This is a genomic window from Campylobacter sp. US33a (assembly GCF_004378855.1).
Lineage (GTDB): Bacteria > Campylobacterota > Campylobacteria > Campylobacterales > Campylobacteraceae > Campylobacter_D.
This window is the reverse complement of the sequence record NZ_RYYL01000002.1, coordinates 59,986-75,571: the sequence shown is the minus strand read 5'-3', so window position 1 is coordinate 75,571 and position 15,586 is coordinate 59,986. Positions and strand designations below refer to the sequence as shown.

The window sequence follows — 15,586 nt, the reverse complement described above, 5'->3', positions numbered from 1 at the left end:
TTTACGCAGGACTTGCTTATGGGTATGCATGGGGAGATGTGAAAAAAGATTTGATAAAAGCTAAAGAATTAAGCTCTAAGCTTTGTGAAAAAAATACAAAACTTTGCTTCGCACAAGGCTGGGTGGAATTATTTAACAAAAATGATATGTTAAACAAGTTAGCCAATTTATCAAGTGGCAAACCTATGTTTATCGACATAGAATTTAATTGATTTACCCCAAAAACTTTTTTATAAATCTTGTAAAGCCAGATATTATGATGTTTGCGATATGGCAGTGGATATAGATTCTAAAAAAGGTCTGGCTAAGTCTATTTATCTTTTAAAAATTGCAAAAAAATATCAAGAAAATCTCTGCAAATTAAATGGCAATGAAAATGGTTACTATAAAGTGAAAAACATTAAGAATATTATTTTTAGCATGAAAGTCAATCAATACATAGAAAATATCCAAAAATTCATTTCAAATTTGCTTTTTAGAATGGGACCTGTAAATAATCAATAACTTGCGTCCCAAGTAATATCTCTACAACAAATGCCATTATTGCCACGATCATAGACTGCATAAAAACTGAAATTAAAAGCCATTTTGGTTTTTGCAAGCGTTCGCATAATTTTATTGCTAAAGTTTTTATTTTGTATTTTTTAATCAATATTTGATATCCTTTAAAATATTCGTAATTTATTTTTGCTTATTTAATGTATTTTATTACCGTGATAATCTGTTCGAATATTAGCAATAATTTATCTTTACAGATAGAAAAATTCATTAAAAATAAAAATTTTTAATTAAAAATGTATAAATTTGTAACATTTTTAATTAAAAAATGTTAAAAAATTTAAAATATTTATTTTATTAACTAAATTTTAGTATATAAAACAGATTTATAATGAATTTAATATTATATAAATAATACAAAATATTTTAAAAATGTAATACATTAAAACAATTTCTCATTTACATTAAATTTAAATTGATATTTAGTGGATAAAAATAGCAAAAAGTATAAAAACTCCACCTAAAATTTGCAAAAATGAAATACTTTGAGCCAAAAATAAAAACCCAAAAAGCATAGCAAATAAAGGCTCACTAAGTTCTATAAGCTGGACTGAATTTGACTTTGCAAAACTTAAGGCTCTAGTAGTGCAGTAAAATCCACCTATAGTAGGCAAAAACGCCAAAGCTAAAATTAAGATAAAACTCTCTAAAGAAAAATTAAGATTTAAATTTGCTCCAAATAAAGGAGTGCTCAAATACAAACTTCCTATAAAAAGCAAAGCACAAAGAGGAATTAATCCAAAACCCAGTTTTAATTTTCTAGTAAAAAACAAAAATAAAGCATAACCAAGTCCTGCTAAAATAGCATTTATCAGGCCTTTTAAATGAGTGAAATTTTCCAAAGTTCCACCTTCAGCCAAAAAAATCATCCAAAGCCCCAAAAGTGCAAAAACCATAGCCAAAAGCTCATTTAAATGAAAAAAGCGTTTAGCATCCAATGCTTCACAAATAAAAGCGATAATCATCCCCACACCAAAAAGCACAAAAACTACATTAGCCACACTTATACTTGTATAAGCAGCACTCTCAAAATGATAAAGCATAAAAAAATCCAAAAAAAGCAAGAAGTAAAAGTGTGAAAATTTTCTGTTTGATAAAAACTAGCAAAGCACCCAATTTTCTCATATAAATTAAAATCGCAAACAAAATCAAACTAGCCACAAAACATTTATAAAAAGCTACTTCAAAACTCATAAAACCTTTTCTAAAAAGAAAAACGCTAAAAATTCCAACAAAAGCGTTAAATATAGCGGCTAAAAAAGCAAAAAAGAAAGCTTGAAATTTAGGATTTTTTAGCATATTTTAAGCTCCTTTTTAATTATTTTTTTCATAGAGAGGAAGCTTTATTTGAAGAGCTAAAAATACCTCCCATATTAGAGTTTAAAAGTCTGTATTCTTCATTTTTACATAAAATATTATGAGCTTTATCTAAATTCCAAAAAGGAATATTTGCAAACAAATGGCGGATTAAATGATAATTTTCCTTATGTAAGCCAGTAAAAAATAATTCAATTTTATTGCCAAATCTATTCCAAGATTTTTCTATTTCTCTTTTGTTTTTTATAATAGGAAAATGTTCTGCCATCTCTATAAAATGTCCTACCATAGAAAAACTTGTAAGTAAAGGCACAAACCAATACATTAACAAAATATCAAGAACATTAACATAAAAACAAATACCAAAAATAGCAATCCAAAATAAAATAAGATATTTAATTTCTTTATCCTTAAAATCACCCAAGCGATTTCTTATAAGATAAGAAATAAAATCAAAAGTCTTACCCAAAAACAAAGGCAAGATAAGGTGCCTAAAAATAAATTCTTTTAAAGAACGGGAAGCAAAAAGCTTTGATTGTATATAAAAATCATAATCAGGATCTTTATTTTCAACTCCTAAAAAACCATGATGTTTAATAACATGACTTTGTCTGTATTTTTCAAAAGTCTGAAAAATAAGATATCCGCTTGGATATTTACCTAAAAAATCATTTAATTTTCTATTTTTTGCAATATTCTATGGGCTGACTCGTGTAAAATAGTCGCTAAAGCCCTTTGTCCCATGCCAATAAATAAAACTGCAAATAAATACATAAAAATGTTTTGCATAAAACAAGAAATGACTATTATCAAAGTAATTTACCAAAAATCTTATAATACAGCAAAAATTTCATGATAGTTATCAAGTTTATAAAGTATTTTAAATTCTTTTAGAATAGCTTTTTCAAATAACATTTTAATCCTAAAAATTATTCATTATATTAACTATATTAAACACAAGACTAAAATAGTCTTGTGTCTACCTTAACCCATCCAAAAAAGATCGCTAAATTTGTTAAAATTCATTTGCTCTAAGCTTTTTTGATCTTCGCAAATTTGCATGATTTTTTCGCATTGTTTTGGACTTAAACGCGTAGCAAGATTGGCTTTAAATTTGGCGATTAAAAGAGGGATTCCTTCATTTCTGCGTCTTTTATGTCCTATAGGATATTCAACTTCGACTTTTTTTGTGCTTGTGCCATCTTTAAAGAAAACTTGCACGGCATTAGCTATGCTTCTTTTATCACTTTCTAAATACTCTTTTGTATAGCGATCATCCACTTCTACTTGCATTTTAGCTCTTAAAGCATCAATTCTTTCATCGCTTGCAACACTATCTTCATAATCATCTGCATTTAAACGTCCAAATATAAGCGGCACAGCGACCATATACTGGATACAATGATCTCTATCAGCAGGGTTTGCAAGCTCACCTACTTTATTGATGATGCGATGGCCTGATTCTTGAGTTGTGATGATGATTTTTTCTATTTGATCCAAACGATCTTTTACCTCATCATGTAAGGCCAAAGCTGCTTCTACTGCGGTTTGTGCGTGAAATTCAGCTGGGAAAGAAATTTTAAACAAAACATTTTCCATTACATAAGAGCCAAATTCTTGAGGAATGGTGAGTTTTTGTCCTTTCATTTTCACATCTTCATAGCCCCAAAATTTAGCACTTAAAGCTGAAGGATAACCCATCTCTCCTGTTTTAGCTTTTAAAGCAAGATCCACCCCGCGACTTGAAGCATCACCTGCTGCCCAACTTTTCCTACTACCTGTATTTGGCGCGTGACGATAAGTTCTTAAAGCTCCACCATCAATAAAAGCATGAGAGATGGCATTACGAATTTCTTCAAAATCACAACCCAAAAGCTTTGCAGCTACTGCAGTGCTTGCTATTCTTACAAGTAAAACATGATCCATTCCTACTTTATTAAAGCAATTTTCAAGTGCTAAAACCCCTTGAATTTCATGAGCTTTTATCATAGCTTCTAACACACATTTTACTTTTAAAGGTTCTTTTCCTTCGCTGATATTTTTACGACTCACATAATCAGCCACTGCCCAAATCGCACCTAAATTATCACTTGGATGTCCCCATTCAGCTGCAAGCCATGTATCATTAAAATCAAGCCATCTTACCATAGCACCCACATTAAAAGCCCCACGGATTGGCTCTAATTGATAAGAAGTTCCAAACACTTTCGCACCCAAAGGTCTAAATTCAGCCCCTTCTACACTTGGTCCTAAAAGCTTGGTACAAGCAGGATATTTAAGCGCTAAAAGCCCACAACCTATAGTATCCATTAAACAATATCTAGCTGTCTCTAAAGCCAAATCACTTGTGATTTCAAACTCATTGGCATATTTTGCAATTTTTGTTAAAAGTTCATCAAATTCAGGGCGTTTTGCCTCTAAAATTCCCATATCACTCATCTTTTCTCCTTATCTGTCTTGAATTTTTACAAATTTTCTTGGTTCAACGCCTATATATTCGCTACTTGGGCGAATGAGTTTATTGTTTGCTCTTTGCTCTTTAATGTGTGCGCACCAACCACTTACGCGACTCATAATAAAAATCGGCGTAAAATACTCAGTCGGAATTCCCATAAAATGATAAGCTGAAGCACTATAAAAATCCGCATTTGGCGGTAAACTTGGGCGTTTTTCTTTCATCAAAACTTCTATAGCTTCGCTGATTTTAAACAATAAATTATCACCCCCTAAATGCTTACTCCATACTTTAATAAGTGCATTTCTAGGATCACCACCAAGTCCATAAACACGGTGTCCAAAGCCCATTAAAAGCTCTTTGTTTTCTAATTTTTCATTCACGCCCTTAATGGCATCTTCAACACTGTTAAAACTTTGTATCAAATGCATAGCCGCTTCATTTGCTCCACCATGCAAAGGCCCTCTTAAAGCCCCAATAGCCGCAGCAACTGCACTAAAAATATCACTTTTTGTTGAAGCACAAATTCTAGCTGTAAAAGTCGAAGCATTAAATTCATGCTCTGCATAAAGGATTAATGAACACTGCATAGCCTTGATAAAGTCTTCTGTTGGGCTCTCAAGTTTTAATTTTTCTAAAAAATATCCCGCTATGCTTGTTTGTTTAGAGTCAAAATCAATTTCTTTACCAAAATTCACATAATGATGCCAATAGCAAAGCACACTTGGTAAAATTCCTAAAAGTCTGATGATTTTTTCATCTTGGTTGCTAAAATCTTCATTTTCACCTTCTAAAGCTCCTAATGTTGCAACAGCTGCTTGCATTAAATTCATAGGATGAACTTCTTTTGGAATAGCCTTTAAAACACTTTTTAAATTCTCACTCAAAGCTCTTTGAGCAATGATTTTTGTTTTGTAATTTTCTAATTCTTTTGCGTTTGGTAATTCTCCAAATTGAAGCAAGTAAGCCACTTCTTCAAACTCTGCATTCTGTGCTAATTCTTCTATGCTATATCCATGATAATTTAGCCCATTTCCAAGTCCACAAGTACAAATTGCACTTTGCCCCGCAATAACTCCTGCTAATCCGCCTTGTTTTTTCTTTGCTTCACTTACACTCATTTAGCACTCCTTTTAAATAAATCATCTAATTTTTTCTCATAAGCATAATAATCAAGCATTTCATAAAGCTCTTCTCTTGTTTGCATGATATCTAAGACTTCTTTTTGATGTCCATTTTTTAATATGCTTTCATAAACTTGCACTGCAGCTTTATTCATCGCACGATTTGCGCTTAAAGGATAAAGCACCATTGAAATGCCAACCTTAGCAAGCTCATTGGTGCTAAAATAAGGAGTTTTTCCAAATTCAGTGATGTTAGCCAAAACCGGCACTTTAATCACTTTTGTGAATTGCTCGTATTCTTCTAAAGTATGAATGGCTTCTGCAAAAATCATTTCAGCCCCTGCTTCAACATAAGCTAAAGCCCTTTCAATAGCTCTTTGCTGTCCTTCAATGGCATGTGCATCTGTTCTTGCCATAACAACAAAATCAGGATCGATTTTAGCATCCATAGCTGCTTTAATGCGATCGCACATTTCTTCTGTGCTTACAAGCTCTTTATTTGGACGATGTCCGCATCTTTTTTGTGCGACTTGATCTTCAATGTGTGTGGCTGCTGCACCTGCGCGGATTAATTCCTTAATAGTCCTTGCTATATTAAAAGCTCCGCCAAAGCCTGTATCTGCATCAACAAGCAAAGGAGTATCCACTCTTGAGCAAATGCGTCTAACATCAATGCAAACTTCTTCAAGTGCGATAATACCAAGATCAGGCAAGCCATAACTCGCGCTTGCCACACCACTTCCTGATAGATAAAGGGCTTTATGCCCTATTTTTGTAGCTTGCAAAGCTGAATAGGCATTAACTGCACCTACTATCATCAAGGGCTTATTTGTTTTAACCAATTCTTTAAATTTTTTTCCTGCACTCATTTTATTTCTCTCCTTTGTTTTTTGGATAACCTAAAGCATTAATTGCTTTTTCACAATTTTTTAAAACTTTTTCATCTTCTATAGTGGCTGGAATTTGCAAAGGCAAGCCATCTGCAATTTCTCTTAAATTCTTACGCAAAATTTTTCCACTTCTTGTTTTTGGCAAAGCATCAACCACAGTAGCAATTTTAAAAGCAGCTACTGCGCCAATTTCTTGACGCACCAAAGCAACCACGCCTTCTACTATGCCTCTATGATCTCTTTCGATTCCATTTTTTAGCACGATAAAGCCCATAGGAAGCTCGCCTTTTAATTCATCATTTACGCCAATTACCGCACACTCTGCAACATCAGGATGCTTAGAGATAATCTCTTCCATTTCGCCTGTTGATAGTCTATGCCCTGCGACATTGATAATGCCATCCATTCTGCCTAAAACATAAACATAACCTTCTTTGTCAATATAGCCAGTATCTCCGGTTAAATAATATCCTGGGAATTGATCTAAATACCCTCTACGATATCTTTCGTCATTTTCCCAAATTCCCATCAAACAAGCAGGAGGTAAAGGAAGTTTAAGACATAAAGCACCTTTTTTTCCAGCTCCAAGCTCCTTGCCATTTTCATCTAAAACTTTAAGATTAAAACCTGGCATAGGTTTTGTTGGACTTCCTGCTTTAATTACTTGAGGATCTAAACCCATAGGATTTGCCGCGATTGCCCAACCTGTTTCAGTTTGCCACCAATTATCCACAACAGGTTTTTTGGTTACTTTTTGTATCCATTTTAAAGTATCACTATCACATCGCTCCCCTGCTACAAAAATCGCTTTTAAGCTTTCAAGATTAAATTTCTTAAGCCATTCTGCTTTTGGATCTTCTCTTCGAATCGCTCTAAAAGCTGTTGGAGCTGAAAAAAGCACATTAACTTTATACTCATCTATAATTCTCCAAAATGCTGAAGGATTAGGCGTTCTGACAGGTTTTCCCTCATATACAATAGTGGTGCAACCATTCATCAAAGGTCCATAAACTATATAAGAGTGTCCTACAACCCAACCTACATCTGAAGCTGTAAAAAATACATCTCCAGCTTTTGCATTATAGATATTATCCATCGACCATTTCATCGCAACAGAATGTCCGCCATTAGATCGAATCACGCCTTTTGGAGAACCTGTAGTTCCTGAGGTATAAAGTATATAAAGCGGATCTGTTGCCAAAACAGGAACAGGATCAACCCCTCTTGTTTTTTCTTCTTCGCTTTCCCAATCTACATCACGCCAAGGAAGCATATTAGCTCTATATTGTGGGCGTTGCCAAATCAAGCAAGTTGTAGGTTTATGAGAACTTTTTTTAATTGCTTCGTCTAAAATAGGTTTATACTCTATAATATTACTCACTTCAATACCACAGCTTGCACTAATCACAACACGCGGTTTGGCATCTTCTATCCTTGTAGCAAGTTCATGCGCTGCAAAACCTCCAAATACCACACTGTGAATTGCCCCAAGCCTTGCACAAGCAAGCATAGCAATAACAGCCTCAGGTATCATAGGCATATAAATAACAACACGATCTCCTTTAACCACGCCTTTATTTGCTAAAATTCCTGCTACTTTTGCTACACGATCTCTAAGTTGTTTATAAGTATATTTTTTCTTCGTATCTGTAACTGGTGAATCATAAATTAAAGCAAGCTGATCGCCTCTACCATTGTGAATGTGCAAATCAAGTGCATTATAACAAGTATTCATACATCCACCTACAAACCATCTATAATGCCCATCACTATCATCAAGTACTTTATCCCACTCATTGTACCAATGGACTTTTTTTGCTGCTTCAGCCCAAAATTTTTCAGGAGTAGCTAAGGACTCTTGATAAGTTTGTTCATAAACACTGCCCATGATTTTCCTTTCTTGTAATGTTGAATTTGCATTATAAAGCTTTTGAAAAAAAAATTAAATGCTTTATTTTGTTACATAATGTATAAATTTTAAACTGCTTTGATAATTTATGTATATTTTTTGTGCATTTTTTATATTTTTGTTTAATTATTTGTTAAAATTTTTTCAAAAATCTACAAAATAAAAAAGGAATAAATCATAAAAATGTTACATAAAGTAATTATATCTGCCCAAAGAATTCAAAATGCTTAGCTCTCTTGATAAATTATCAGAAATTTTTAAAAAATCTGGCTTAAGTATGAGTAAATTTGCAACAGTTTTGGAAAAAGATCGCAGAACAATAGCAAATTGGCTTGAAAAAAATACAAAAAAAGAATTAGATGGTAAGGTAAAAGAAAAAATTTGTGAAGTTTTTCGCTATCCCACCGAAATCTGGGACAGTAAAGACTTTGATTTTTATCAACTTTTAAACAATATTAAAAATGATGAAATTCGTATTATTGATGAAGGATATATCGGTGGTTTAAAATATATTTTTGAGAATGAAAATGAGGGTTCTTTGATACTTCATCCTGCCTTTCCAAATCCCGCTTATAGAGATTTTATTGTGCCTTTTATCTATAAAGATATTGACAATGAGGAAGCTAAAATTTTTCGCTCCAAACGCGGAGAAAAAATGCGAGCTTATTCTTTTGGAGCTAGCGAGTGGTATTCGATTAAGTCTTTACTTGAATTTTGCTTTTCCCCTATAGGAAATTTCTACACCAAAGAACAAAAAATCAAAATTTTAGAACTTATGATACATACTTTTAAAGATAATTTGAATAAATCATTATATTTCTTTGATTCTTATGATAAGAAAATTTATGGGCTTGATATGTTTTATCTTTCTATTAATATTAAAGAAAATTCTATGTTTTTTAAAGCCCCGCTTGAAATGTTGATTGTAGAAATTCGTAACACAATGCTTATAAGAAAAATACACCATCATTATACTAATGCAAAAGAATGCCCTACTCATATAGATCCTAAAGATGCAAGCATTATTATGGAAATTTTGTTGTATTGCTTAAAAGAAGATTTTGATCTTTTGCAAAGTTGTAAAATTATAGATGAAAAAACTATTTATGGAAATCTTTTTACAAAGGTTTTAAGCTTGGAACTTAAAAATAAAATATGATTAAATTTTAAAAACTTTCAACCATATAAAGATAAGCTGGGGTATTGATTTTTGCATAAGGTTCTATATAAGCAACTTGATACATATCTTCATCTATAATTTTTGTAATTTTACCCACAGGAACTCCAGGGAAAAATATCTCATCTAAGCCACTAGTTACAACCTCATCACCGACTTGAACCTTTGCCCATTTGGGAATAAATTTAACCATAGCCCTATCATTTTGTCCTTGTACCAAACCAGGCAGACGATCTTTACCTATATATACAGAAAAAACGCATTGCTCATCGCCTTGTAATAGACCCATTAGTCGATCTTCTTTATTGATCGCAATACCTGCTGTGTAGCCTTTATAAATCAGTCCCCTATTTCTATCATGCTCTCTAATAAAAGAATTAAGCCACACCTTTTTATAATCACCCACTTGCACATACGAAATCGCTCTGACTAAAGACACTTTAGGAAAATATTGACTAGAATTTCTATCTTCTAGAATTTGATTTAAATCATTACTAAGCGAAGATACTAAAATACTTGTTTTTCTAAGCTCTTCATTTTCACTTCGCAAATTTCGAATCTCATCGGCTTGATCGAAATGCTCATTAAATTTATTTTTTAAATACTCAATGAAGTCATAAAAGCTTGTAATCACAACATCATTGGTATTTAAAATATTTTTCTTAATCACTCCCCCATAATAAAAAGAAATAAATACTAAAAAAGATAAAATTAAAACATTACGAATTTTATTCTTCATTTGTTAATTGCTGCAATAATGAAATTTCCTCCAAAGCTTTACCTGTGCCTTTTGCAACTGCAAGCAAAGGTTCATCTGCAATATAAACAGGAAGTTTGACAATTTCAGATAAATACTTATCAAGCCCACGGATCAAAGCTCCACCACCTGTTAAAACCACGCCATTTTCTACTATATCACTCGCTAAATCAGGCGGCATCATTTCAAGTACTGTTTTTAAAGCATCGGCAATTTCTTTTAAATGCTCTCTCATAGCCTCTCTTACATCTTCACTTGTAAGCTCTATACGACTCAAAAGTCCGCTAACTTGATCGCGTCCTTTTACTATCATAGATAATTCTTTGGTAAGTTGCACAGCTGAACCAATTGTAATTTTAATTTCTTCACCTGTTCTCTCACCTATAACAAGATTGTATTTTTCTTTGACATAATTAACTATACTCATATCAAATTTATCGCCGGCTGTACGAATAGATTTTGAAATCACAAGTCCGCCCAAAGAAATCACGCCAATTTCAGTTGTTCCACCACCAATATCTACAACTAAATTTCCTTTAGGTTCTTGTATAGGTAAATTTGCTCCAATAGCTGCCGCCATAGGTTCTTCAATCAAAAATACCTCTCTAGCCCCTGCACTTAAAGCACTTTCTCTTACAGCCTTTCTTTCCACTTGAGTTAAACCATACGGCACTGAAATGATAATCCTAGGACGTAAAAAGCTTTTTCTGCGGTGTGTTTTTTCTATAAAATAGCGGATCATTTTTTCAGTCATATCAAAATCAGCAATAACGCCATCTTTCATAGGACGAATAGCTTCAATATTTCCTGGGGTTTTGCCCACCATATCTTTTGCTTCTTTACCTACGGCAAGAATTCTTACTTTCCCACCGTATTTCTCTCTTTCAATAGCCACAACCGAAGGCTCGTTAATTACTACGCCCTTGTCTTTAACCAATACCAAAGTATTAGCCGTTCCTAAATCTATACCCATATCACTAGAAAAAAAACCTATAAGCTGATCTAATATCATACTGCACCTTTTTGTTTTGTTTGTGTTTTAATCAATAAAGCCTTTGCGCCTTTACTTACTACATCTTTTGTGATGATAATATCATAATTTTTGTATTCTGGTAGTTCAAACATCAAATCCACCATTATCTCTTCTATAATACTTCTAAGCCCTCTTGCTCCAGTTTTTCTCTCCAAAGAAAGTCTTGCAATTTCTCTTAAAGCATCGTCTTCAAATTTTAATCTCACTCCATCAATGGCAAAAAGCTTTTGATATTGCTTAATAATCGCGTTTTTAGGTTCTGTTAAAATTCGCACCATGTCATCTTCATTTAGCTCATTTAAAGATGCAATCACATGTAATCTACCAATAAGCTCCGGAATAAGCCCAAAATGCACTAAGTCATCAGGTTCAATTTTTTCTAGCAAAGCTTTGTCACTTTCTTTGTTTTTATCATCAAAAAATCCAACCACCTTATCGCCAAGTTTGCGTTTTAGTATAGTTTCAAGTCCATCAAAAGCGCCACCACATACAAATAAAATATTCGAAGTATCAATTTGTATGAAATCTTGATTTGGGTGTTTTCTACCACCTTTTGGTGGTATATTAACTAAGCTTCCTTCGATAATTTTAAGCAAGGCTTGTTGTACACCTTCACCACTTACATCACGAGTGATGGAACGATTTTCACTCATTCTAGCAATTTTATCAATCTCATCAATAAAAACTATACCTTTTTGTGCTCTTTGCACATCTCCATCTGCAGCTTGCAACAAACGCGTTAAGATATTTTCCACATCTTCTCCTACATAACCTGCTTCTGTTAAAGAAGTCGCATCGCAAATGGCTATAGGTACATCTAAGAATTTAGCCAAAGTTTGCGCAAGTAATGTTTTTCCGCTTCCTGTAGGACCAATAAGTAAAATATTTGACTTAAAAAGTTCGGTATCATCGTCTTCTAAATCTGCTCTAAAAAGTCTTTTATAGTGATTATAAACCCCTACGCTAAAGATTTTTTTAGCTCTATCTTGCCCTATTACATACTTATCTAAATGCGCTTTGAGCTCCTTTGGAGTGATGCTAGAAAAATCCTTTGGCGTGTATTCATCATTTTGCTTAGGCTCTTCTTCTCCATAAATTAAATTATAAGCACCTTGCACGCAATATTCGCAAATAAAAGCATTATCATAATCATTAGTTAAAATTCTTCTCTCATCGCTTTCAATTTCATTGCAAAAACTACATCTTTTAACCATTATTTCTTTCCTTATAAATAGGAATTCCTCTTTTTGTTTCTAAAATAAATTGACACATTTTTTTTACATTCTCACTCGAAGTATTTTCTAATAAATTCAAGGCATTATCTTTAATATTTCCTCGTCTAAATAAAAATCTAAAGGCTTTACTTAAAATATCAACTTCACTTTTATCAAAACGGCGACGAATTCCTACCAAATTTAAACTCCTAATACTCGCACGATTTCCTTCAGCCAAACAAAAAGGTACTATATCTTGCGATAAAGCACTTGCTCCTGCTATCATACAACCTTCACCTACTCTGACAAATTGATGGATAGGAGTAAGTCCACCTACAACAGAATAAGAACCAAGTTCCACATGACCTGCTAAGGTAGCATTGTTTGCCATGATGATATTATCCCCCAAAAGACAATCATGCGCGATATGACAATACGCCATTATAAAGGCATTATCGCCAATTCTAGTAAAACCATCACCTTTAGCTGTACCTGAATTTATAGTCACAAATTCTCTAATAGTGGCATTTTTACCTATAACAACCCCACTTTTTTGCTCATTTTTATAAGAAATATCTTGAGGAATATCACCTACTATTGCATAGGAAAATATCTTAGAATTATCACCTATGCTAACATTTGGTAATACTCTAGCGCCTTGCTTAATAATAACTTCATTGCCAATTCTTGCATTCTTGCCTACATAAGCATAAGCTTCGATAACTACATCATCGCCTATTATAGCTCCATCTTCAATCACTGCGCTTGGATGAATTTGCTTCATTATTTATCCACTATCATTGCTTTAAGCTCTGCTTCTGCAACTAAATTCCCATCCACAAAAGCTTGACCTTTAAAAATCCATAAATTTCCACGATTTTTAACTACACACATTTCATAATCAAGTCTATCGCCAACTCTTACAGGGCTTCTAAATTTAGCTCCATCTATACCTGTAAAATATACCACCTTACTTTTTGGATCGACTTTATCATCCATACTTTCAAAAGCCAAAACTCCACCCGTTTGCGCCATACCTTCCAAGATAAGCACTCCTGGATAAATTGGATGATCTGGGAAGTGTCCCATAAAAACTTGATCGCTTATGCTAATATTTTTATATCCTCTAACTACTTCTCCAACTTTTAAATCTGTGATTTTATCGACAAGTAGAAAAGGGTAGCGATGAGGTAGAATTTTTTGAATTTGCATTACATCTATCATTAATTAGCCTTAAAAACAATTAAAAAATTTAATTATATAAAAAAATCATTAAAAATTATATTAACAAAATCAATTTTATTTAAAAATTTAAGACAATTTTTCAATGATTTCTTTTGTATCGTGATAAATTTCACTTTTTGCTATAATTTCATATCTTACGGGTAGAATTTTCTCAAGCACAATTATGGGCGAAAGATCATAAGCTCCGCAAAATTTCGTGCGAAATTTAATCTCTGCTTCTACGCTTAAAGGGTGTTTTAAAAAGTCTTCAAAGCTTTGCCATTTGCTTTTAAAATAAGTATTAAAACGACTAAATTCTATAAAAATCATCTCATCTTTTGTGCTTTTATAAATTCCATTTTTTAAATTTTGGTTTAGATTGTTTTCATCTAAAGAAAATCTTGTGTAATGATTTTTAAAATGAGAATAAAACAAAATATGGCTTTTTGTAGCCTTTTTATCAAGCTTTATTAAAGCACTTAAAAGTCGGTAATTTAAAAATTTTTGCCTTATAATTTCAAATTTAACACCCTTTTTTTCAAGCAAATTCACTTTTTTATAAAGCTTAATCCTTGCTTCTATGCTTGCGGGCATTATTTGCCCATTCATAGGTGACATTAATTCATCAATAAAGCTTTTATCTTGCTTTTGCTTCTTAAGCCCATAAATGCAACCGCAATAATTTTGATGATAAAGCATTTCTTTTTTTGCCAAAGCAAATTGCCTTTGCGTGCCACCATTTTTGCGAAAATCAGGAGCTAAAAATTCCACTCCATAAGGTTCGCATTCTTTTTGCAAAGCATTTTTTAACTGCTCTAAATCTTTTTTAGGACTTGTTAAAAGCGTGGTTGTAAGCTTTTTTTCTCCAAGTTTTGCTGCGAATTCCACACTAGAGCCCATTCTTAAATCAAAGCAAATTTCACATCTTGCACCTTTTTCAGGCTCATCTTCATAGCCCTTTACGGCTTTTAGCCATTTTTCATACTCGTATTTGCCCTTATAAAGTTTAATTCCAAGCTTATCACACGACCTTTTCACATCTAAAAATCTAAGCTCATATTCGCTTAAAGGGTGGATATTTGGATCGTAAAAATACCCTACAATTTTTTCTTTAGGGTATTCTTTTCTTAACTCTTCTATGAAATAATGACTATCCACACTGCAACAAATATGCACTAGCATTAAAGACTTTCAAGCACTTTTAAAGCATGATCTTTTACGCGAACATTGCTATAAATTTCGCTGATTTTTCCAGCTTCATCGATGATAAAAGTAGAGCGGATAATGCCTTCATATTCTTTGCCATAATTTTTCTTAAGTCCCCAAACTCCATACATTTTAGCAACTTCCTTTTCGCTATCACTTAGCAAAATATGCTTCAAATCAAATTTAGTAATGAATTTTTCATGTGAATTTACACTATCGGGACTTATACCGATAATCACAGCATTTTTATCACCGAATTTATCATAATTTGCACTAAAATCACACGCTTCTTGTGTGCAACCTAGGGTATTGTCCTTTGGATAAAAATACAAAATCACCTTTTTGCCTAAAAAGTCTTTCAAGGCTATCTTTACACCATCTTGGTTTAAAAGCTCAAAATTTGGTGCTTTTTCGCCTATTTTCAAACTATTCATTTGCTTGCCTTTGCTTTTATCGCTTCCACACTTTCCCCACCAAAGCCTATATCATAGCCTTCAATATCTTCTAACATTACGACAACTCTTTCTTTTGCTTTGCCATATTTTGTGCTTAAAAGCTCGGTTATATCACTTATTAACTCGGCTTTTTGCTCCTTACTTAAAGCCGGTTTTGCTAATTTTATGTTTACTATTGGCATTTTTTCTCCTTTTTAATTTTTATAATTATTTCAAATGAAATTTAATAAAAACAATTATTTTTATTTTTGCAAAAATTAATTCTTT

At 32.7% G+C, this 15,586-nt stretch carries 16 protein-coding genes and 1 pseudogene; 3 read left to right on the top strand and 14 right to left on the bottom strand.

The features are described 5' to 3' along the window. The first annotated feature begins 38 nt into the window (after window positions 1–38). Window positions 39–212: a hypothetical protein gene (locus tag ELQ16_RS01545; protein ID WP_243832563.1), complete on the top strand. Its 174-nt coding sequence runs from the start codon at window positions 39–41 to the stop codon at window positions 210–212. 58 nt (window positions 213–270) lie between these two features. Continuing rightward, on the top strand, window positions 271–504 hold the full coding sequence (locus ELQ16_RS01540; protein ID WP_134237815.1) for a hypothetical protein: 234 nt from the start codon (window positions 271–273) through the stop codon (window positions 502–504). A gap of 476 nt (window positions 505–980) precedes the next feature. On the opposite strand, the pseudogene ELQ16_RS01535 reads toward ELQ16_RS01540, so the two are convergent. The 6 genes and pseudogenes from ELQ16_RS01535 to ELQ16_RS01510 form a co-directional block, all read right to left on the bottom strand. Further along, window positions 981–1,857 (bottom strand): annotated as a pseudogene (locus ELQ16_RS01535) (DMT family transporter). 28 nt (window positions 1,858–1,885) lie between these two features. Then, window positions 1,886–2,569 carry a fatty acid desaturase family protein gene (locus ELQ16_RS01530; protein WP_208335054.1) on the bottom strand — a complete coding sequence of 228 codons (684 nt, stop codon included), beginning with the start codon at window positions 2,567–2,569 and terminating at the stop codon, window positions 1,886–1,888. A gap of 290 nt (window positions 2,570–2,859) precedes the next feature. Further along, window positions 2,860–4,314 carry a 2-methylcitrate dehydratase gene (gene prpD, locus ELQ16_RS01525; protein WP_134237814.1) on the bottom strand — a complete coding sequence of 485 codons (1,455 nt, stop codon included), beginning with the start codon at window positions 4,312–4,314 and terminating at the stop codon, window positions 2,860–2,862. A 9-nt stretch (window positions 4,315–4,323) separates the two neighbouring features. Then, window positions 4,324–5,451 (bottom strand): citrate/2-methylcitrate synthase, encoded by a 1,128-nt coding sequence (locus ELQ16_RS01520; RefSeq protein WP_134237813.1) that lies wholly within the window; start codon window positions 5,449–5,451, stop codon window positions 4,324–4,326. Beyond that, entirely contained in the window at window positions 5,448–6,323 is an 876-nt protein-coding gene (gene prpB, locus ELQ16_RS01515) for a methylisocitrate lyase (protein ID WP_134237812.1), read from the bottom strand. Before prpB ends, ELQ16_RS01520 begins: the two co-directional genes overlap by 4 nt. Before the next feature lies 1 nt (window position 6,324). Next, entirely contained in the window at window positions 6,325–8,232 is a 1,908-nt protein-coding gene (locus tag ELQ16_RS01510; protein ID WP_134237811.1) for a propionyl-CoA synthetase, read from the bottom strand. Between the two features lie 244 nt (window positions 8,233–8,476). Between ELQ16_RS01510 and ELQ16_RS01505 the strand changes: the two genes are divergently transcribed. Next, on the top strand, window positions 8,477–9,412 hold the full coding sequence (locus ELQ16_RS01505) for a hypothetical protein (RefSeq protein WP_134237810.1): 936 nt from the start codon (window positions 8,477–8,479) through the stop codon (window positions 9,410–9,412). Between the two features lie 7 nt (window positions 9,413–9,419). Here the strand turns inward: ELQ16_RS01505 and mreC are convergent, their stop codons facing one another. The 8 genes from mreC to ELQ16_RS01465 all read right to left on the bottom strand — a co-directional run bounded on the left by mreC (window position 9,420) and on the right by ELQ16_RS01465 (window position 15,501). Continuing rightward, window positions 9,420–10,169, bottom strand: coding sequence for a rod shape-determining protein MreC (gene mreC / locus ELQ16_RS01500; RefSeq protein WP_134237809.1), 750 nt, complete (start codon window positions 10,167–10,169; stop codon window positions 9,420–9,422). Beyond that, window positions 10,159–11,199 carry a rod shape-determining protein gene (locus ELQ16_RS01495; RefSeq protein ID WP_134237808.1) on the bottom strand — a complete coding sequence of 347 codons (1,041 nt, stop codon included), beginning with the start codon at window positions 11,197–11,199 and terminating at the stop codon, window positions 10,159–10,161. The genes mreC and ELQ16_RS01495 overlap by 11 nt, the downstream gene beginning before the upstream one ends. Beyond that, on the bottom strand, window positions 11,196–12,434 hold the full coding sequence (gene clpX, locus ELQ16_RS01490) for an ATP-dependent Clp protease ATP-binding subunit ClpX (protein WP_134237807.1): 1,239 nt from the start codon (window positions 12,432–12,434) through the stop codon (window positions 11,196–11,198). The genes ELQ16_RS01495 and clpX overlap by 4 nt, the downstream gene beginning before the upstream one ends. Next, window positions 12,427–13,218, bottom strand: a complete 792-nt coding sequence (gene lpxA / locus ELQ16_RS01485) for an acyl-ACP--UDP-N-acetylglucosamine O-acyltransferase (RefSeq protein ID WP_134237806.1) — start codon at window positions 13,216–13,218, stop codon at window positions 12,427–12,429. The genes clpX and lpxA overlap by 8 nt, the downstream gene beginning before the upstream one ends. Next, complete coding sequence (gene fabZ / locus ELQ16_RS01480) at window positions 13,218–13,658, bottom strand: 3-hydroxyacyl-ACP dehydratase FabZ (RefSeq protein ID WP_134237805.1); 441 nt, start codon at window positions 13,656–13,658, stop codon at window positions 13,218–13,220. The genes lpxA and fabZ overlap by 1 nt, the downstream gene beginning before the upstream one ends. An 87-nt stretch (window positions 13,659–13,745) precedes the next feature. Continuing rightward, complete coding sequence (locus ELQ16_RS01475) at window positions 13,746–14,840, bottom strand: epoxyqueuosine reductase QueH (RefSeq protein WP_134237804.1); 1,095 nt, start codon at window positions 14,838–14,840, stop codon at window positions 13,746–13,748. Then, window positions 14,840–15,298, bottom strand: coding sequence for a thioredoxin-dependent thiol peroxidase (gene bcp, locus ELQ16_RS01470; RefSeq protein WP_134237803.1), 459 nt, complete (start codon window positions 15,296–15,298; stop codon window positions 14,840–14,842). Before bcp ends, ELQ16_RS01475 begins: the two co-directional genes overlap by 1 nt. Continuing rightward, a complete protein-coding gene (locus tag ELQ16_RS01465) occupies window positions 15,295–15,501 on the bottom strand; it encodes a 4-oxalocrotonate tautomerase family protein (protein ID WP_134237802.1) in 207 nt (68 codons plus the stop codon). Before ELQ16_RS01465 ends, bcp begins: the two co-directional genes overlap by 4 nt. Between the last annotated feature and the right edge of the window lie 85 nt (window positions 15,502–15,586).